This window comes from uncultured Psychrosphaera sp. (assembly GCF_947500655.1).
Lineage (GTDB): Bacteria > Pseudomonadota > Gammaproteobacteria > Enterobacterales > Alteromonadaceae > Psychrosphaera.
This window is the reverse complement of the sequence record NZ_CANMSK010000008.1, coordinates 129877-147158: the sequence shown is the minus strand read 5'-3', so window position 1 is coordinate 147158 and position 17282 is coordinate 129877. Positions and strand designations below refer to the sequence as shown.

At 36.9% G+C, this 17282-nt stretch carries 21 protein-coding genes; 10 read left to right on the top strand and 11 right to left on the bottom strand.

The window, feature by feature from the left end; translation table 11 throughout:
* Positions 1 to 11 precede the first annotated feature (11 nt).
* Positions 12 to 914, bottom strand: coding sequence for a LysR family transcriptional regulator (locus tag Q0940_RS09120; protein WP_299267322.1), 903 nt, complete (start codon positions 912 to 914; stop codon positions 12 to 14).
* A 199-nt stretch (positions 915 to 1113) separates the two neighbouring features.
* Here Q0940_RS09120 and Q0940_RS09115 point away from each other — a divergent pair, with 199 nt between their 5' ends.
* Both Q0940_RS09115 and Q0940_RS09110 read left to right on the top strand, forming a co-directional pair.
* Positions 1114 to 1425, top strand: coding sequence for a cupin (locus Q0940_RS09115; RefSeq protein ID WP_299267320.1), 312 nt, complete (start codon positions 1114 to 1116; stop codon positions 1423 to 1425).
* A complete protein-coding gene (locus tag Q0940_RS09110; protein WP_299267318.1) occupies positions 1426 to 1977 on the top strand; it encodes a GNAT family N-acetyltransferase in 552 nt (183 codons plus the stop codon).
* 21 nt (positions 1978 to 1998) lie between these two features.
* On the opposite strand, the gene Q0940_RS09105 is transcribed toward Q0940_RS09110, so the two are convergent.
* Positions 1999 to 2364, bottom strand: a complete 366-nt coding sequence (locus Q0940_RS09105) for a DUF2956 family protein (RefSeq protein ID WP_299267315.1) — start codon at positions 2362 to 2364, stop codon at positions 1999 to 2001.
* Positions 2365 to 2475: 111 nt separating this feature from the next.
* Here Q0940_RS09105 and Q0940_RS09100 point away from each other — a divergent pair, with 111 nt between their 5' ends.
* On the top strand, positions 2476 to 3531 hold the full coding sequence (locus tag Q0940_RS09100; RefSeq protein WP_299267312.1) for a mechanosensitive ion channel family protein: 1056 nt from the start codon (positions 2476 to 2478) through the stop codon (positions 3529 to 3531).
* A 183-nt stretch (positions 3532 to 3714) separates the two neighbouring features.
* Positions 3715 to 4194: a hypothetical protein gene (locus Q0940_RS09095; protein WP_299267309.1), complete on the top strand. Its 480-nt coding sequence runs from the start codon at positions 3715 to 3717 to the stop codon at positions 4192 to 4194.
* A gap of 190 nt (positions 4195 to 4384) precedes the next feature.
* On the opposite strand, the gene Q0940_RS09090 is transcribed toward Q0940_RS09095, so the two are convergent.
* Positions 4385 to 4981 (bottom strand): methyltransferase domain-containing protein, encoded by a 597-nt coding sequence (locus Q0940_RS09090; RefSeq protein WP_299267306.1) that lies wholly within the window; start codon positions 4979 to 4981, stop codon positions 4385 to 4387.
* A gap of 218 nt (positions 4982 to 5199) precedes the next feature.
* Here Q0940_RS09090 and puuE point away from each other — a divergent pair, with 218 nt between their 5' ends.
* On the top strand, positions 5200 to 6102 hold the full coding sequence (puuE, locus tag Q0940_RS09085) for an allantoinase PuuE (protein ID WP_299267303.1): 903 nt from the start codon (positions 5200 to 5202) through the stop codon (positions 6100 to 6102).
* A gap of 517 nt (positions 6103 to 6619) precedes the next feature.
* On the opposite strand, the gene Q0940_RS09080 is transcribed toward puuE, so the two are convergent.
* The 8 genes from Q0940_RS09080 to cyaY form a co-directional block, all read right to left on the bottom strand.
* On the bottom strand, positions 6620 to 7045 hold the full coding sequence (locus tag Q0940_RS09080; protein WP_299267299.1) for a hypothetical protein: 426 nt from the start codon (positions 7043 to 7045) through the stop codon (positions 6620 to 6622).
* Positions 7046 to 7861: a hypothetical protein gene (locus Q0940_RS09075; RefSeq protein WP_299267297.1), complete on the bottom strand. Its 816-nt coding sequence runs from the start codon at positions 7859 to 7861 to the stop codon at positions 7046 to 7048.
* A gap of 25 nt (positions 7862 to 7886) precedes the next feature.
* Entirely contained in the window at positions 7887 to 9101 is a 1215-nt protein-coding gene (locus Q0940_RS09070) for a heme biosynthesis HemY N-terminal domain-containing protein (RefSeq protein WP_299267294.1), read from the bottom strand.
* A gap of 2 nt (positions 9102 to 9103) precedes the next feature.
* Positions 9104 to 10513 carry a uroporphyrinogen-III C-methyltransferase gene (locus Q0940_RS09065; protein ID WP_299267291.1) on the bottom strand — a complete coding sequence of 470 codons (1410 nt, stop codon included), beginning with the start codon at positions 10511 to 10513 and terminating at the stop codon, positions 9104 to 9106.
* Between the two features lie 9 nt (positions 10514 to 10522).
* Entirely contained in the window at positions 10523 to 11311 is a 789-nt protein-coding gene (locus Q0940_RS09060; protein ID WP_299267288.1) for a uroporphyrinogen-III synthase, read from the bottom strand.
* A gap of 27 nt (positions 11312 to 11338) precedes the next feature.
* The gene (gene hemC / locus Q0940_RS09055; RefSeq protein WP_299267285.1) at positions 11339 to 12277 is read right to left on the bottom strand and encodes a hydroxymethylbilane synthase; all 939 of its coding nucleotides are present in this window, start codon (positions 12275 to 12277) and stop codon (positions 11339 to 11341) included.
* A gap of 142 nt (positions 12278 to 12419) precedes the next feature.
* On the bottom strand, positions 12420 to 12845 hold the full coding sequence (locus Q0940_RS09050) for a DUF2914 domain-containing protein (protein ID WP_299267282.1): 426 nt from the start codon (positions 12843 to 12845) through the stop codon (positions 12420 to 12422).
* Between the two features lie 68 nt (positions 12846 to 12913).
* Positions 12914 to 13240, bottom strand: coding sequence for an iron donor protein CyaY (cyaY, locus tag Q0940_RS09045; RefSeq protein WP_299267277.1), 327 nt, complete (start codon positions 13238 to 13240; stop codon positions 12914 to 12916).
* A 71-nt stretch (positions 13241 to 13311) separates the two neighbouring features.
* On the opposite strand from cyaY, the gene Q0940_RS09040 reads away from it, so the two are divergent.
* From Q0940_RS09040 to xerC, 5 genes are all read left to right on the top strand, one after another.
* Positions 13312 to 13497 carry a hypothetical protein gene (locus tag Q0940_RS09040; RefSeq protein WP_299267274.1) on the top strand — a complete coding sequence of 62 codons (186 nt, stop codon included), beginning with the start codon at positions 13312 to 13314 and terminating at the stop codon, positions 13495 to 13497.
* A 25-nt stretch (positions 13498 to 13522) separates the two neighbouring features.
* Positions 13523 to 14773 carry a diaminopimelate decarboxylase gene (gene lysA, locus Q0940_RS09035; RefSeq protein WP_299267271.1) on the top strand — a complete coding sequence of 417 codons (1251 nt, stop codon included), beginning with the start codon at positions 13523 to 13525 and terminating at the stop codon, positions 14771 to 14773.
* A gap of 63 nt (positions 14774 to 14836) precedes the next feature.
* A complete protein-coding gene (gene dapF, locus Q0940_RS09030; protein ID WP_299267387.1) occupies positions 14837 to 15664 on the top strand; it encodes a diaminopimelate epimerase in 828 nt (275 codons plus the stop codon).
* On the top strand, positions 15661 to 16317 hold the full coding sequence (locus Q0940_RS09025) for a DUF484 family protein (RefSeq protein WP_299267268.1): 657 nt from the start codon (positions 15661 to 15663) through the stop codon (positions 16315 to 16317). The genes dapF and Q0940_RS09025 overlap by 4 nt, the downstream gene beginning before the upstream one ends.
* Positions 16318 to 16329: 12 nt before the next feature.
* The gene (xerC, locus tag Q0940_RS09020; protein ID WP_299267265.1) at positions 16330 to 17247 is read left to right on the top strand and encodes a tyrosine recombinase XerC; all 918 of its coding nucleotides are present in this window, start codon (positions 16330 to 16332) and stop codon (positions 17245 to 17247) included.
* Positions 17248 to 17282: the final 35 nt, after the last annotated feature.

Below are 17282 nucleotides of genomic sequence, written 5' to 3'. Positions count from 1 at the left end.
TATTGATACGTTTAATCACCCAACTCAGCAACAACAAAATCAATAAAGCTTCTTACTTTGCTAGACATGTGTTTACGACTTGGGTAAACCAAGTGTATGTCTATATCAATTTGAGGGTAATCATCAAACAGTTCTACTAACTTATTTTGTGTCAGCTCATCGGTTAAATGGAATCTTGGGATCCGAGTAACGCCTTTACCTGCGATACATAATGCAAGGTTCATTTCGCCACTGTTGGTGGTGACTTGGCTATCAACATTTATTTGAATTGGTTGAGCATTTTTGTCGATATACATCCAAAGCTTCGGTTGTTTTAAATAACCGTAACTAATGGTTTGATGATGGGTTAAGTCTGTTGGTTTCTTAGGTAAACCATTTTTTTTAACATAATTAGGTGAAGCAACCGTGATCACTTCGGACTTCATAAAGCGGCGACTTATTAAACTAGAGTCTTCTTGTTGGATTGATGCTCGTATTATGACGTCATAACCTTCAGCTACCATATCTACTTTTCTATCGTTTAAATCTAGCTCTAGTTGCACGCCTTTATGTTGGCTGGTGAACTTAGCAAGAACAGGGCGCAATTTAGATAAACCAAAGTTTACTGGGCAACTTACACGTAATAAACCTTTCGGTTTTTGTTGCTGACCTGTCATCGACTGTTCTGCTTCTACAGCGTCGCTAACAATTTGCTGGCATTGTTGATAATACATCTCGCCTTCTGGTGTAAGACTTAAAGAACGGGTGGTGCGGTTAAGTAAACGCACTCCGAGTCGCTCTTCTAATTTTGTGATCTCTTTACTGATATAAGAAGTTGAATGTCCGCTTATTTCGGCGGCTTTGGTGAAGCTGCCATTGGATACGACTTCAACAAACGCAACAATGCCTTCTAAAGACTTAAAGCTGGTAGGCATAAAAACTCCGACTGGAAAATGAGATCCGAAAATATATTTGGTGAGTGTAAATACTCAGCCAATAAATGCAATTTAATTAACGACTAAATGGAAACAATAAATCAATTTTATGTGTTTAGAGTAATAGTATTAAGTCATTAACTTGTGGATAATCAGCGGCATAAATCAGTTAGTTTGTTGTCATCAGTAGGAGTTAAATGTGAAGGTTATAAGAGCAAAAGAATTTACTGGCGACAAAGCTTGGCAGGCATTAGACATTGCCAATATGCAGGGCATAACCACACGCTTACATTGGACCGATAAACCTTATAAGTGGCATATTAACGATGGCGAAGAAGTGTTTGTTGTATTAGATGGTCAAGTAAACATGTTGTACAAACAAGAAGGCGTTGAGCATTCTGTGTTGCTGGATGTTGGCGATATTTTTTACGCCGGCATTGGCACCGAACATGTTGCGCACCCACAAGGTGCCGCCAGAATTTTAGTGATAGAAAGTGAAGGCAGTGTTTAAGTGAAAATTAATAACTCAGCAAGATTAAGTTTTAGATTAATGACTGAACAAGATGCGCCGCTTTGGTTTGAACTAGATCAAGATGTTGAAGTAATGCGTTATATAAACGGCGGTAAAAAAACATCAATGGATACTATTGTTAATACGTTTGTACCAAGGGTTAATAAATTCACCAATAAACAAAAAGGTTGGGGATTGTGGCAAGTTAATATGTTGCAAACCAATCAATATATTGGCTGGATTTTAGTACGTCCAATGGGATTTTTTAGTGACGCTCTTGAATCAAAGAGCCCAGAATTTGATAATTTAGAGCTAGGCTGGCGATTTAAACAAGACAGCTGGGGTAAAGGCTACGCCACGGAAGCTGCGTTAGCTATAAAACAAGGGCTAGTTGATAATGGTTATTCAGGTAAATTCAGCGCAATTGCCGATCCAGATAATGCAGGCTCTATTAATATAATGAAAAAAATAGGCATGCAGTTTATTGGAAAAACCTTACATAAAGACCCGCTCGGTGACAGTGAGGTTGTTTATTACCAATCTGGTAATTAGATTGTATAAAGTATGTGTGTATTAATGCACAGTGATCATGTGAAAGGCCATCCAAGATAAGCACAGTATTAACATAATATAAGCAAACGATGTGTAATAATGGGGGGAGCCTGTGTCAGACGCTTGCATTGTTCGTTGCTTCTTACTTTGAAGCTCATCTTGAATTTCACTTTGCTGTAAAGACTCTTGTTTAGCATCTAGTTTTTTACGCTTTTTGTCTAATTCACGTGCTTTGGCTTTTTGGCGTTTTTTGTATTCAGCTATGCCTTTTTCTACACCTTTAGCAATTTGCTTAGTTTGCCCTTTGCTTTGATTGGGTCTTTGAGTGGCTTTGGCTATTTCTAAAGCTTGGCTTTCGGTTTGCTCTGATACTGAATTTTTAGACATAACTAACTTTTTTAATCCAAAATAGTGTGAATAGGTTTTATGCGGCCTAAGAATACGTTAACTTAACACTTTTCGCATTATTAAAATCATTCCACTTTTCATAGAGGCTGTATGTTAGAAGACGCGCTGTATTTATTTGACCCAAATCAGGACTACTTTAGCCAATTAATGGCTGTTATTTTGATTTTATCAGGCATTGTTATATTAAGATTATTCAAATCTAAATTGCTTAATCAAACATCTGGAACATTTGTTAGTGTTTGCATCAACTCCATTTATAAGCCAGCTAAATTCTTATTATTCACCAGTGCCATTTGGTCAATTATTGCTGTTTGTGATGTAATATTTTCATTAAATTTAGGTTTGGAAGAGCATTCGGTTTTACAAATAATATTAGCCGTACATATCAGTTGGTATGGATTTAGGATAGTTAACAACTATGAAAAAATAACCTTAACGGGTGATGGTAGTGGAAAGCTAGACACAACGGCTGTGATTGGTTTAGCCAAAATTGGACGTTTACTGTTAACCTTAATCTTGGTAATTGTAGCTTTTGATCTGTTGGGTTTAGACGCAACGGGATTAATTGCAATGGGAAGTGTATCGGGTGCTGCATTAGCATTTGCTTCCAAAGATTTAGTGTCAAACTGGTTTGGCGGCATCATGTTGTATTTAGATAAACCGTTTCAAGTAGGAGACTGGATCCGTTCACCCGATAGAGATATTGAAGGCACGGTAGAATACATAGGTTGGCGTATTACTAAAATCCGTGCGTTTGATAAACGTCCTTTGTATGTACCAAATTCTGCATTTAATACTATCACGGTACAAAATCCATCACGCATGACTCACAGACGAATTGAAGAAACCATTACCGTGCGTTATGACGACATGAAGCTTGTTAATAAGATTGTTGAACAAATTACTCAATACTTAAATGAGTCTGAGCTGGTGGCACAAGATCAAACTAAAATTGTTAACTTTAATGGTTACGGTGAGTCGTCATTAAATATTTTAATTTACTGCATGACCATCACCACAGATTGGGTAACTTTCCATCAACATAAACAAAAAGTATTGTTGGATATTGGGGATATTGTATTGGGCTTAGGTGGTGATTTTGCTTACCCAACTCAAAGGTTGCAAGTAGAGCAGGCTGAGTCTTAACCTACTGAAATATATTATATTAACAAGCCAAAACATACAGTTTGTATGGTCTGGCTTATTTGTTTTTGTAGTAAAATCACTCATACCTTATTCTGTTACTTTATTTTTATTTGAAATAAAAAAGTGAAAAAACCTTTCTATTAGTTATAAGTAGCTATTATTAATAAAGGTAGAAGAATAATTATGAACAAAAAAACACTGATCACCGCCGTTATCGTTGGTATTATCGCCAGTATTGCATTTATCTTAGTTCAGCCTTTATTTGGTATGGCGACACTCACTTCAAGACATGCTGGTGCGTATATTAAGCTTGGTGAATACGGAGCAACGTCGGCACTGATCATTTCTTGGTTTGTTCATATAAGTGTTTCAGTTTTTTATGCGGTTATTTCGGCTGCTATTTTTAATATAAATCGTTCAGCTTTAGTTAATATTGGTCAAGTGCTTGTTTTAGGTTGGATAACTACATTAACAGCAACGCCAGCAAATGAGTGGGTAGTGAAATTTGTAACGAGTTTGCAACTACCTGCGTTTAGTTCTTTGTCCGCAGTAAATACAGAAGTAGGACCAAAACTGTGGTTACATATTATGTTTTTTGCTTTTATTGTTGTCGGACTTATTTTTGCTAAAAGTGATCAACAGCAAGATACTTTTATTGATTAAGTAGCTCGTAAAATAGCAGGTAGGAAATATGTAAAAGAGATATAAAAAAATGGAGTTTGTGCTTCACCTGAGAAAGTGAGCTCCATTTTTATTTCTTTTAATAGATAAACTGCTCCAAGTAAAAACTTAGAAGAAGGTGATTTTAACAGTATGTACAAAAATTGATTTAATTGTTTTTACTATTAATAAATTAAACGCTCTTACGTGCAACAACTTGCACTACGGCACTTTCGCCTTGATGATATTGTCCTTCAGAGATATGTCTTTCTACTTCTTGGCCAATTACAAATTCTAAGTCAGTAAGTTCCTCTTTTAGTTCAGCAAGAGACATTAGTAGTTCTTTATTTGGTGGGCCACCAATGCCATCCATTTCAAGCTGTTTCTCAGTGTAAGCTTCTAAAATAAAAACGCCATTATCGCTTAGCGATTTCACAGTTTGAGTATGTATCTGCTTACGTAAAAAAGATGGTACATGCGCTGCAATTGACACTATGCCATCCCAACAATTTTCCCCAAGGTCGTAGTCGTTTAAGTCGGCGACTATTGTTGAAATTTTAACACCATTTTGAGCTGCAAATTTTGTGGCTTTAACTAAACCAACGGGAGATTGATCAACTGCTGTTACGTCATAGCCTTGTTTAGCTAAAAATACCGCATTTCTACCTTCACCTTCTGCCAAACAAAGAACTTTTCCGCCTTTTGGTATCTGAGCAAACTCAGACTTTAAAAAATCATTAGGTTCAGTGCCATAAGCAAATTCTTCATTGTTGTATCTTTGATCCCACATGATTGTCTCCAATTTCAATATGTTCTGATTATGTTAATAAGATAAAAGAAAACGGCAGGCAAAGCTATTAAAGACTGGCCGTAATTGACAGATAAACATAAGCAGGATGATATTCAACTTACAAAATTGAGCGTTTTAATTTAAAGTGGATGGCTATGTTATCTAGCTGTTGTCCCGTCAGCGTTTATGTAAAAAATTATTTTAAAGGATATTCTGTTATGTCAAATGACCCAAGACAACTTGTAGGATATGGAAGTGTTCCTCCTAATCCAAAGTGGCCTAACAATGCTCGTGTTGCTTTGCAGTTTGTATTGAATTATGAAGAAGGTGGCGAAAATTGTATTTTAAATGGCGATGCTGCATCGGAAGCGTTCTTGTCTGAAATTGTAGGTGCGGATGCTCGTGAAGGTGTTCGTCATATGAGCATGGAATCTATTTATGAGTATGGTAGCCGAGCAGGTGTTTGGCGAATTCTTGATCTTTTTAAAGAAATGGATATACCTCTTACTATTTTTGCTGTGGCAATGGCATTAGAAAAAAATCCAGAAGTGACTAAAGCGTTTGTGGATGCTGAACACGAAATTTGTAGTCATGGTTATCGTTGGATTGATTATCAGTATGTTGATGAAGAAACAGAACGTGAACATATGCATAAAGCCATTTCCATCATTGAAAAGCTAACAGGAAAAAGGCCGCTAGGTTGGTACACTGGCCGCACTAGTCCAAACACTCATAGATTGGTTGCTGAAGAAGGTGGCTTTTTATATAACGCGGATGATTACAGTGATGACCTGCCTTTTTGGAAAGAAGAGGCTGGCAAACCACAACTTATGATCCCTTATACGTTAGATACTAACGATATGCGCTTTGCCGCAATGCAAGGCTTTAATACCGGCGAGCATTTCTTTCAATATTTAAAAGATGCGTTTGATACGCTTTATAGAGAAGGTGAGCATTCACCAAAAATGTTGTCCATTGGTTTACATTGTCGATTGATTGGCCGCCCTGCACGTATTGCAGGCTTACGACGCTTTTTAGAATACGTAAAACAGTTTGATGATGTTTGGTATTGCCGACGTATAGATATTGCTCATCATTGGCGTGAACATTTCCCTTATTAACTCTTTTATTAATAAGGTTTTTGTACGATGTGCTTAAGGTTAAATTAGTTAGGCCTGTTGGATTTCAAAAATGATGTCTAACTAATTTTATCCTTGATTAGGCGCCAAAATTGATAAAAAAGCATATATATTCCAATACAGCTATACATGGTTATTACACTACCTAGAAGCACCAAGCTATAACCATGACTACTTCCTTTGACTCCAGTAAATAGCTTAAACGGACTTTCAATTCCCAGGTAAACAAGATAAATACCCATTAAAATCAGCACAACTACAAATACAATAGCGCCGAGTAAACACCAAATATTGTAAACGAGTTTAGTATCTATATCTTTGTATTTTTGACTAGTAAAAGGAGGAAGATATTTAAGTAAATAAAGACATAGAGCGGATATTAATAATATGATTGCATCCATTATATTTAGAGGAATACCAGTGTAATACTGAAACACCTCAAACATGATAAATGTAGAAATTATTAAGATAACGGTTTTAACTTTGTTCCACATATTTATCAACGATGTTGGTACTGTTCTACAATGCCTTCAGTATTACAATTCCTACAGGTAAGAAGCCAACCTCTGGTAAAACTAAACCAGCTCCCACTGTAATAACTAACCTCAAGCTCACCCTTACAGAGTGGGCAGACTTCACCTTGAAATGTACTGGGTATTGCAGCTTCTGCTTTTTTAGAAAAAAGTCTAAGTATACTTAAAATGTCATCATCTACAGCGTAACTCAGATCCGTCCTTAAACTTTCACAAAAGTTGAGAAATACTAATTCATTATACTTCGCCTTTTCTGCAGGTGAACTTTTGATCAAATATTGAATTCTGTCTTCAATTTCAATAAACCGCTCAGGCCAAGCATCTCTATTTATACTTTCTTTACTCTCAATCAATTCTTCAATTGTATAGGCGGAATAATTAGGTTTATTCATTTACTGATCCACGCATACCGCATCAGACTTCTCTGTGAATGGTAATTTGAGGTGACATTTTAATGGGCCGTAGCTTTTATTTAAGTCGAACATCAAACTGTTATCTGTCCATGTAAAGTTTTCAAACCATGAATTCCCATCACTGCCAATAAGATTGATGGTATCGTTATTATATTTGACGCTGCATACATGTTTAATGGACGTTAAGCCTTTGTACAGTGCATTTTTATAACTCTCTAGAGTAAAGCAAGGATTCTCCTCTGAGTTGTTTTGTATCAGTCGATAGGTTCCTTGGCCTTTTAACGCCTTAAGGCTAACTGATTTTACTGAACGTGGAATAAGCACTTCATACTCTTTAGCTTTTTGTGCAAGTTCTTTCTGTATTTCTTCTTTTGGTTTTTCTTTCTTAGGTGGATATCTTAACCCACAACTAAGTTCCATATAGCCTTCTTTTCTTGTTTGGTATAATGAAATTTCACATTTTTGCTCAGCCCAATAAGCTGCAACAAAGAAATGAAATCTGCCGGCCAAAAAATGCATTTCAAAAGGGTATATGTTTGGATCGCCAATTAGGCTGATACTGCCATGTCCGGTATTTGGTTGAATTTCACAGAATTTAGACGTCTTGTTTTTTTCAATATCTTTAATATAAATACAGGGATCATCATTTTTTATATAAGCAATAAATTCAGGCTTTTCTCCATGTTGACTGCTGTTAGTTTGATAATATCTGTATCCACTAATGTCATCAGAAATGGCGGAAACTGGCATTAATGCGAGTAAGAGTAAAGATAGCAACTGGATATAGTCTTTCATTTTATACTTCCGTTTAATCTAATTTTTAATGCATGCTTTGAAAGACTTCTACGCTGTGTCTTACTTCACCTAGTTCAGCTAATACGTTGGCGTATAAAGTGGTGTCTAGTTTGTTTTTATTGCTGTAAATAACTTGTTCTAATGCTTGCTTAGCTAATTGATTGTCTTTTTGACCTGCGGCTAAATAAGCAAATATGGTTAACAGCACTTTATCTTCAGGGTTTTTGTTAATTTGTTTTTGCACCAAGGTAAATAGTTTGTCCATATGGACTTTTTTGTTGTTTTGATAACAACGCCTTACGTTATTTAATACCCACTGGTTACCACTGTGGGACATTGAATCACATAATAAATCTTCAATATGTTGTGACACACCTTGCGATGCTATCGCTGCAATATAAGCTTCTGATACTGAGTTTATTTGTTGGTTTTGTTTTGATAGTTGTGCCCAAACTTGTTGCAATTTATTGATAGAAAATTGGCTAATGTAACTAACAAAGGCCATATTAAATGAGTTGTATAAGTGCTGTTCCCATTCGCTTTTTAATTCTTCATTAACAAGGTTGGTAGATTGTTTTAATGCTTGTTTATGAATTTTACTTAACTGTTTATTAACCTCACTCCATGCGTGATTATTAAGTTGTATAACTAACCATAATTGTTGAAATGCAGTGGTTTGTTTTAATACCGGTAAGTCTAATTTATTTAATAGCTCCAACGCTTCAGAAAACTGCTGTTGTTGTACCAAAATTAATAAACTAGCGAACTGTTGGTTGGCATCAGTTATTTCAAAATCTGCTGCTAAGCGTTTAGTAATATAGCTACTGAATTCAGGGGTATCGGCACGAGCGGCGCAAACTAGGGCAAGCTCTGCTGCTGTTTGTTTTTTTGAGATACGTTTTACTTTTAAAAACTGCTCTGCTGCACTTTGCCATTGACCAAGAGCCATGTAATCGACACCCGTTTGGAAAAAGTTTGCGTGAACTTTTGCGTATCTATTTTGCCACCACTTCGATGGTTTTATTAAAAATAAGATTAGGTATTTTACGGTTAGCCAAACAGCAATAACAATAAGTACAGTAACTGTGATGGCAATAGCAAATTGCACTACTGAGCCTTCAAAAGTCCAGTTACCTAAAGAGATTAAAATATAACCTTGTTCATACATAAGATTTGGCGCGATAAATATCACTGCGCCAAATAAAGCTAGGACAATTAAGACTTTTATAAATTTAGTCATTGTTATTTACCTTCAACCTTATCTTTGCCTTCTTCACTGTCCTGGTCTTTTTCCCTCAATGAGATTTGTTTTTTCAGGTAGTTTGCGATCAAAGGTTGAGCATTTAATTCCTCTGGTAAAATGAGGCCAATGTCTTTTTGTTTTAATTCAGATAAGGTCACAACCATTGCCATAACTCGGGCGTCAGTGGCATCAAAATATTGTGATACCCAATCTTCAATTTTTGCCAAAGCATCGTTATATAAAGCTTGGTTTTTATCTACTGTGGCATTTTGTGCCATTAACAGTTGAGTTGTTATGTTAGCTCTGACAAACCATTTTTGATCAGCTGGTAATTGCGGTTGTACTTTTGCTTCACGGTGAGTAATGGTAATAAAGTTGCCAAAAAAGCGTCTTACGCTGATAAGTAAGTTGTCGCTCCAGTCATTAACTTCTGAGCTTACTTGCAGTTCTTTTTTTGCGTTTTTATTTGGCTCTGGAATATAAACTTGAGCAAACTTAATGCTTTTTGTTTCTTCAATTAATCCAGATAATGCCAAATAAACGCTATCAGAGTCTGGCTGTTTTATGCTGTATAAAGACGCAACATCTTCACTGAGTGCTTCTCTAATGTGAAATACGCTTGGGTCTTGCATTGCAGTTAATCTTTGGTTGGCGTCTAACAATAATTGAATTGCTGTATCCGCGTCTTGTTCTATTAATAAACGGCGCTCGGCTAAATTAATTAAGTAACCGGCTTCTGCGGCGAGCCAATAATTTGGTTGGCTCTTACCTAGTTCTTTAATACGAACCGCTAAGGTTGATAATGAGTCATTAATTTGTTTGGTATCAGCTTCAGTTTGATTAAGCTTTTTCTCACTCATTACTTCTAATTGAGTTAATTTAGTTTGCAGCTGATTTAGCATCTGTTGGGTATTAACAATAGTCTGTTGTTTCAGTTGTTCTACTTGCTCTTGGTTTTTAAGCCACAATTGTGACTGCCACCAGAAAAAGCCAACAAAAGCAGATGCAGCAATACTAAAGATAAAGGCGAATATAGCTAACCAACTTCTTGGCTTTTTAGTTTTAGGTGTATTGGTTTTAGATGTGCTGACTTTTTTCTCAGGCTCTTTGGTGCTGTTAGCAGACGAAGGTGCTTCCGCCGTTTTATTGGCTTGTACTTTTGAGCTAGATGTTTCTGGTTTTTTGGGATCAGCATTTTTGGAGCCAGTCTGTTTTTCTGTAGCGCTGGCTTTTTTAATTTGAGACTCAAGTTTAACTTCTGACTCAAGCTTAGCTAATGACTCTTTAGTCGATAAACTATCATCTTGCTTTGTTGATGTTGAGTTCTTGGCATCGAGCACTTCTTTTTCGCCTTGTGGCGTTAATTCATTTGAAGTTTTTGATGTCTTGGATTTTTTATCCTGAGCCATGCTGTTATCTCACTTAGAAATTAAATTGATCGTATTGATAATAGAGGAATTATCTGATTCTTCACAGATAAAAATATGTTCTTCTTTTATCTTATTGTCTATTAAAAACTGTTTAATCCGTTCACTTAATACTACCCACTTTATTTTATCTAATAAATACGGAATATTATTGCTGTTAATTTGCTGTGATAAATTGGCAAATATACCTTTTGCAATATCGACACTGGTTGCCAATATACAATCACATTCTAACCATGAACCAACCTGTTTACTGGAGTATTGCACCATTTCTCTTTGATATAACTCTAAAGGGAAATAGTCTTTTCCGTTATTAATTAACGCATCAGCAATGACTTCACGACCGCCTTTACCTTTTACTTGCACAAAGCTTTGATACTCTGCTAATTCATTTAAGGTAAGGAAAGACTCACTATTTGATATAGTTGGCGTGATCACCTTTATATTGTCATCTTGAATAAAGCTATGCAATTCAGATTTAGTGGACTCACCAATGGCAAAAATCCCACCTTCTGGCGAAAAGCTCTCTAGGCCATATTGTTGCAATAACTGCTGGAAACACACGGCCGTTGGTCGGCTAACAAATATCCAAGCAAATGAGCTGTCTTGTAACCATTTTTTTAACGGAATATCGCTTGGTAATGAAATCGTTTGATTAGTAACAGTTGGAAAGTGGTGGCTAATAAATTTGGGCGTTAGTAACTGTTGTAATTCCTCGCCCATAGGAGATGGGCGAGTATTTAATATAGTTAACGTCTTTTTTGGTTTAGCTTGTGACATATAGATAAACGCCTCAAAGTTTGTTGGTTAACCCTTATAAACTTCTTTTAAAATGACATCAGCACCTTGTGCTAATAACTGTTCGGCTAATGTTTTTCCTAGCTTTTCGCCGTCATTTACATGACCTGAAACTTGGTCGGTAATAATATGAGTGCCGTCTAAACTGCCTACCAAACCTTTTAATAAAACTTGGTCGCCCGTTACAGTCGCGTAAGCACCAATTGGAACTTGGCAGCCACCTTCTAAAGCTCGGTTCATCGCTCGTTCTGTTAACACTCTAATGCGAGTTTCTGTGTGTTCTAATGTGGCTAAATAGCCTTGGATTATTGGGTCGTTAGTTCTGCATTCTATTCCAACAGCACCTTGGCCGTTTGCTGGTAATAACATATCAGTGTCTAAATGTTGTTTAATACGTTCTGACATTTCTAAACGGATAAGGCCAGCAGCAGCCAAAATAATAGCGTCGTATTGACCTTCGTCTAACTTACGTAAGCGAGTATTCACATTGCCTCTAAGATCTTTTATAATAAGGTCTGGACGTAATGCTTTAATTTGGCACTGACGACGCAAGCTCGAAGTTCCAACAACTGCGCCATTTGGTAAACTAGAAAAATCTTGATAGGTGTTAGACACAAATGCATCTCTTGGGTCTTCACGTTCACAAATAGTGTGTAGCATTAAACCGTCTGGAAACTCTACCGGTACGTCTTTCATTGAGTGAACAGCTATGTCGGCGCGGTCTTCTAATATTGCCACTTCTAACTCTTTTACAAATAGGGCTTTGCCACCAATTAGCGCTAAAGGTGTATCTAGTATTTGATCACCTTTGGTGGTCATTGGCACTAATACAACGGTTAATTCTGGGTGAGCAAGTTCAAGTTTGTTTTTAACATAATAGGCTTGCCACATTGCTAAAGCACTTTCACGAGTTGCGATACGGATCACTGGTTGAGTTGAACTTGTCATAAATTGAATTAATTCTTAATAATTGGATTTGGTTAATAACGGTAAGAATAACAGTTATTTGATTGGGGCTAAAGAGGACTAAAAGGTTAGCCCTCTTTTTCTTCAGCTACAGCTCGATTTTTGAGTTAGTAGCTAAAACAACTTATTCGCCGTAATTGAAATTAGCTAAAGCGATTGCATGATTTTTTTCATCAACAACTTCAACTTGCCAGCTGCCTAAGTGCATGGTTGGATCAAGCGTTTTACTTGAATTTGTTCTCCAACGATTACCACCAATTTTTAATACTACTTCAACTTCTAATTTTCCATCTAAAAACCATCTATGCGTGATCATAGTGCCAGCTTTACCAATTACTTCAGTAAATAAATATACTTTACGGACGTCGGTAGAAACAGTGGTATTGCTTAAATCAGTCGCAGGTTCTCTTTTTACAATTGAGTCCGTAATAATAGCTCGACGAATATTGTCAGATAATACCGTTTCGCTACCAGTATCCGCGCTGTAAGCGACAGAACTAACAGCTAAAAGTAGTAAAGAAAATAAAGCGTGAGTTATGGTTTTGGTCATATTCAATAATTCCTAATTTTATATACATGATGATTCAAATGTCGTTTTAACTTTATTTAAGCATTAAATCAATTATCTTGAATTTCTAAGGTTATTTTTTCACCGGCTTGTTTAGTTGCCGCTTCGCTTAATAATGCCCAAAGCTCTGAACCGCCACGATTGTCTATCCATTTTCCATCTTCATATTCAAAATGGTGACCATTGGCTTTTGTTGCTACCCAAATTTGGTGCAAAGGAGCTTGTTTGTTAACAATGATCTTGCTGGCGTTAGGAAAAATAACTTCCACCAAACCGCCTGCACTTTCATAATCTAGGTCAAATTCCACTTCATCAATGGCATCTTGTAAGTTATTTAAAAATTCGTCGGCTAATTTGTGATATTCACTGTCGTTCATAGTAGTTCCTGCTTGCAATTACGTTATACCGTGCGATTATAGGCGGCAAATTCAATAGATTCAGTAAAAACATGCATTATTCTTCTAATAAGTTATGTAAAAGAGGTTTTGTCTTCTTAACCTTAGTGATATTTACCCTACAAATAATGGGGTGTGGCCAGCGTGGACCTTTAATTTTGCCTAAAGAAAAACCCGCAGCGGAATCAACAGAATCTGTTGAAAATAATGAATTAAAATCAACAACTGACAAAATTTAACAAATTTACCGAACAGGACAGAGCCTTGGATTATTTTAGTTACCAGAATCGCAGTTTATTTGCTGAGCAAGTGGCATGTAAAGACATAGCTGAAGCTTTTAGTACACCAACTTACGTTTATTCGCGCGCGACAATAGAACGCCATTGGCATGCTTTTAATGATGCAGCTGGCGAACATCCTCATTTAATTTGTTATGCGGTAAAAGCAAACTCGAATTTAGCAGTGTTAAATGTAATGGCGCGTCTTGGTTCTGGTTTTGATATTGTATCTGGTGGCGAATTAGCCCGAGTATTAGAGGCTGGTGGCGACCCAACTAAAATTGTATTTTCTGGTGTTGGTAAAACAGAAGCTGAAATTGAATACGCTCTTGAGATTGGTATTAAATGTTTTAATGTTGAATCAGAAGCTGAGTTATATCGTATAAATGAGGTTGCTACAGAATTGGGCAAAACTGCACCAATTTCATTTCGCGTTAACCCAAATGTAGACGCAGGAACACATCCGTATATCTCCACTGGTTTAAAAGAAAATAAATTTGGCATTAATATTGATGATGCTGTTGAGCTATTCAAATGGGCAAACCAACAAGAATACTTAAACGTTCAAGGTGTTGATTGTCATATTGGCTCACAATTGACGGATCTTTCGCCATTTTTAGATGCGTTGGAAAAAGTGATGAATTTGATTGACCAATTATCTGCAGTTGGCGTAACAATAAGTCACTTAGATCTTGGCGGTGGTTTAGGCGTAACTTATAAAGATGAAACGCCACCGCATCCGTCTGAGTACATGAAAGTATTGATGGCAAAATTAAAACACAGACCAGACTTAACCATATTATTTGAACCTGGCCGTGCGATTATGGCGAATGCTGGGATTTTGTTGACTAAGGTTGAGTTTTTAAAGAAAAACGAAGATAAGAATTTCTGTATTGTTGACGCAGCAATGAATGACAATATTAGACCTGCATTATATTCTGCTTGGCAAAATATTGTTCCAGTAGAACAAAGAGATAACGATATTTTGAGCTATGATGTAGTTGGGCCTGTATGTGAAACTGGTGACTTCTTAGGAAAAGATAGAGAATTGTCAGTGGAAGCAGGCGATTATTTAGCGGTTCGTTCAAGTGGCGCGTATGGTTTTACTATGAGTTCAAACTACAACTCAAGAGCAAGAGCAGCAGAAATTATGGTTGATGGCGACACTATGCATTTAGTCAGACAAAGAGAAACGATTGAATCTCTTTGGGCTGGTGAGTCAATTTTAAAAGATTAATTTACCTTCACTATACAAGTTTAGGGAAAATTCAGAGCAAACTTAGGAAAACCGACAAAGATGTTGTTACAGTTCACAAAAATGCATGGGTTGGGTAACGATTTCATGGTGGTTGATGGTGTTACACAGAATGTGTACTTTTCGCCAGAGCAAATAAAACAACTAGCTAACAGAAATTTTGGTATTGGCTTTGACCAACTACTCGTTGTTGAGCCCCCTTATGATCCTGATTTAGACTTTCATTACAGAATATTTAATGCCGACGGCAGTGAAGTTTCTCAATGTGGAAATGGCGCACGCTGTTTTGCTCGTTTTGTGCAATTACAAGGTTTAACCAATAAGTCGGCGATTAAAGTAAGTACTAAATCTGGCAATATGGTGTTGTATCTTGAAGGTGAAAATCAAGTCACTGTTAATATGGGACGTCCTATTTTAGAGCCGAAAAAAGTGCCATTTAATGCTCAGCAACAAGAAAAAACTTACATATTAAAGTCCGGTGAAGACAATATTATATGTGGTGTGGTTTCCATGGGAAATCCGCATTGTGTCACTGTGGTTGATGATGTATTAACCGCTCCAGTTGAAGAACTTGGTGCGCGTTTAGAGCAGCACGAACGTTTTCCAGAAAAAGCCAATATCGGCTTTATGCAAATTATTAATCGTGAGCATATTAAGTTACGAGTATTCGAACGCGGCGCAGGTGAAACATTAGCCTGTGGTAGCGGAGCTTGTGCAGCTGTTGTGGTTGGACGTTTACAGAATTTATTGGACAGTAAAGTTCAAGTCGATTTACCGGGTGGGACATTACATATTCGCTGGCATGATGAGAATTCTCCAGTTAAAATGACAGGCCCTGCAGAATACGTATTTGATGGACAGATGCATATATGACAAAACTAGTGACGCCTAATTTTGAAGACCTTGAGCTGGATGCCGAGTTAGTCAAAGACTACTTAGAGCAGACTCCTTCTTTTTTTACAGACTACCCTGAGTTAGTGACACAGTTGCGTATACCTCACGCAATACATGGCACAACGTCTTTATTGGAACGTCGTCAAGAAATTCAACGTAGTAAAATTTTACAAATGGAAGAAGAACTTAACACTTTGATGGTTAACGCCAGACAAAACGAAGTTATTTTTCGTGCTGTAAGTGATATGTATCTTGGCTTAGTCGGTTGCGATTCAGTGGCTAAACTAGAGGAAACGGTAAGTGATGTTTGTAAAGAGCAACTGTTTTTAGCCCAATTTAGATTACTACAACCAGAAGATGAAGCTTATATTCATTTACAAGCCAAACTTGATGGTAACCCAAGTTATTTGGGGCGTTTATATCCAGAAATTATGGAAACGGTATTTGACGGTTTTGCACAGTCAGTCGCGTTAGTTGAATTAAACTATATGGTCGGCGAAGAAGAAATTATCTTTGGTATTGCTGCATTTGCATCTAGCTCAATTCATCATTTCCACCCACGTATGGATACCTTGTTTATTGATCAATTAGGCCAACTGTTAAGTAAACACGTTGTACACCTTACCTGTTAGTTGCACTGTAAAATGCTGAACGATATTGAGCATTTACCAGAGTCATTAAAGCCGCAAATCATGCAGTATTTATCGTATCTAAAATATGAGCGCGGCTATGCAACATTAACGCTAAAAACCTATCAAGCCACTATTCTTCATTTATGTTATTTTTGCATTGAAGCCGACTGTACTAAATGGTCAAAAATCGATGCAAATGTGTTAAAACAGTGGTTGATAAGCTTGCGGACAAAAAAATTAAAACCTCGTTCTTTACAGTTAAAACTGTCATCAGTTAAAGGTTTGTTTAAATACTTATTACACAAAAAAGTAATTCAGCTTGATCCTACCGAATTATTAACCACGCCAAAAACTGACAAGCCATTGCCTAAAAATATGGAAGTGGATGAAGTTGCTCAGCTGCTTTCGTTTACCCCAGAGCAAACCATTGAATTTAGAGACAAAGCCATAATGGAATTGTTTTATTCAAGCGGTTTACGTTTAGCTGAATTAACCTCAATCAATCGTTTAGACATAGACTTAACTAACGCAGAACTGCGCGTTACAGGTAAAGGTAGCAAACAAAGATTGGTACCTGTTGGACGTGTGGCGGTTGAAGCCATTAATCAGTGGTTAACATGCAGAGGTGAGTTTTTTAAAAGCGAAACAGACGCCTTGTTTATCAGTAAATTAGGCAACAGAATAAGTGTTAGGCAAGTGCAACAAAGGCTAACTTACTGGGCTAAACGCCAAGGGTTAAATAACACTTTGCATCCTCATAAATTACGCCACTCATTTGCGTCTCATATGTTGCAGTCGAGCAGTGATTTAAGGGCAGTACAAGAACTACTCGGTCACGCCGATTTATCTACCACTCAAGTTTATACTCACCTAGACTTTCAGCATTTAGCTAAGGTTTACGACAGCGCTCACCCAAGAGCGAAAAAGTAATACACAGCTAGAACACTCTATTTTAGTCATGCATT

Excerpts from the sequence above, each read along its gene's own strand:
- hemC (WP_299267285.1), bottom strand. The coding sequence starts at position 12,277 with ATGACAAGTTCAACTCAACCAGTGATCCGTATCGCAACTCGTGAAAGT.
- Q0940_RS09080 (WP_299267299.1), bottom strand. The coding sequence starts at position 7,045 with ATGAATAAACCTAATTATTCCGCCTATACAATTGAAGAATTGATTGAG.
- Q0940_RS09075 (WP_299267297.1), bottom strand. The coding sequence starts at position 7,861 with ATGAAAGACTATATCCAGTTGCTATCTTTACTCTTACTCGCATTAATG.
- Q0940_RS09090 (WP_299267306.1), bottom strand. The coding sequence starts at position 4,981 with ATGTGGGATCAAAGATACAACAATGAAGAATTTGCTTATGGCACTGAA.
- Q0940_RS09060 (WP_299267288.1), bottom strand. The coding sequence starts at position 11,311 with ATGTCACAAGCTAAACCAAAAAAGACGTTAACTATATTAAATACTCGC.
- Q0940_RS09065 (WP_299267291.1), bottom strand. The coding sequence starts at position 10,513 with ATGGCTCAGGATAAAAAATCCAAGACATCAAAAACTTCAAATGAATTA.
- puuE (WP_299267303.1), top strand. The coding sequence starts at position 5,200 with ATGTCAAATGACCCAAGACAACTTGTAGGATATGGAAGTGTTCCTCCT.
- Q0940_RS09070 (WP_299267294.1), bottom strand. The coding sequence starts at position 9,101 with ATGACTAAATTTATAAAAGTCTTAATTGTCCTAGCTTTATTTGGCGCA.
- xerC (WP_299267265.1), top strand. The coding sequence starts at position 16,330 with ATGCTGAACGATATTGAGCATTTACCAGAGTCATTAAAGCCGCAAATC.
- Q0940_RS09025 (WP_299267268.1), top strand. The coding sequence starts at position 15,661 with ATGACAAAACTAGTGACGCCTAATTTTGAAGACCTTGAGCTGGATGCC.
- Q0940_RS09040 (WP_299267274.1), top strand. The coding sequence starts at position 13,312 with ATGCATTATTCTTCTAATAAGTTATGTAAAAGAGGTTTTGTCTTCTTA.
- Q0940_RS09100 (WP_299267312.1), top strand. The coding sequence starts at position 2,476 with ATGTTAGAAGACGCGCTGTATTTATTTGACCCAAATCAGGACTACTTT.
- Q0940_RS09095 (WP_299267309.1), top strand. The coding sequence starts at position 3,715 with ATGAACAAAAAAACACTGATCACCGCCGTTATCGTTGGTATTATCGCC.
- Q0940_RS09120 (WP_299267322.1), bottom strand. The coding sequence starts at position 914 with ATGCCTACCAGCTTTAAGTCTTTAGAAGGCATTGTTGCGTTTGTTGAA.
- Q0940_RS09105 (WP_299267315.1), bottom strand. The coding sequence starts at position 2,364 with ATGTCTAAAAATTCAGTATCAGAGCAAACCGAAAGCCAAGCTTTAGAA.
- Q0940_RS09050 (WP_299267282.1), bottom strand. The coding sequence starts at position 12,845 with ATGACCAAAACCATAACTCACGCTTTATTTTCTTTACTACTTTTAGCT.
- cyaY (WP_299267277.1), bottom strand. The coding sequence starts at position 13,240 with ATGAACGACAGTGAATATCACAAATTAGCCGACGAATTTTTAAATAAC.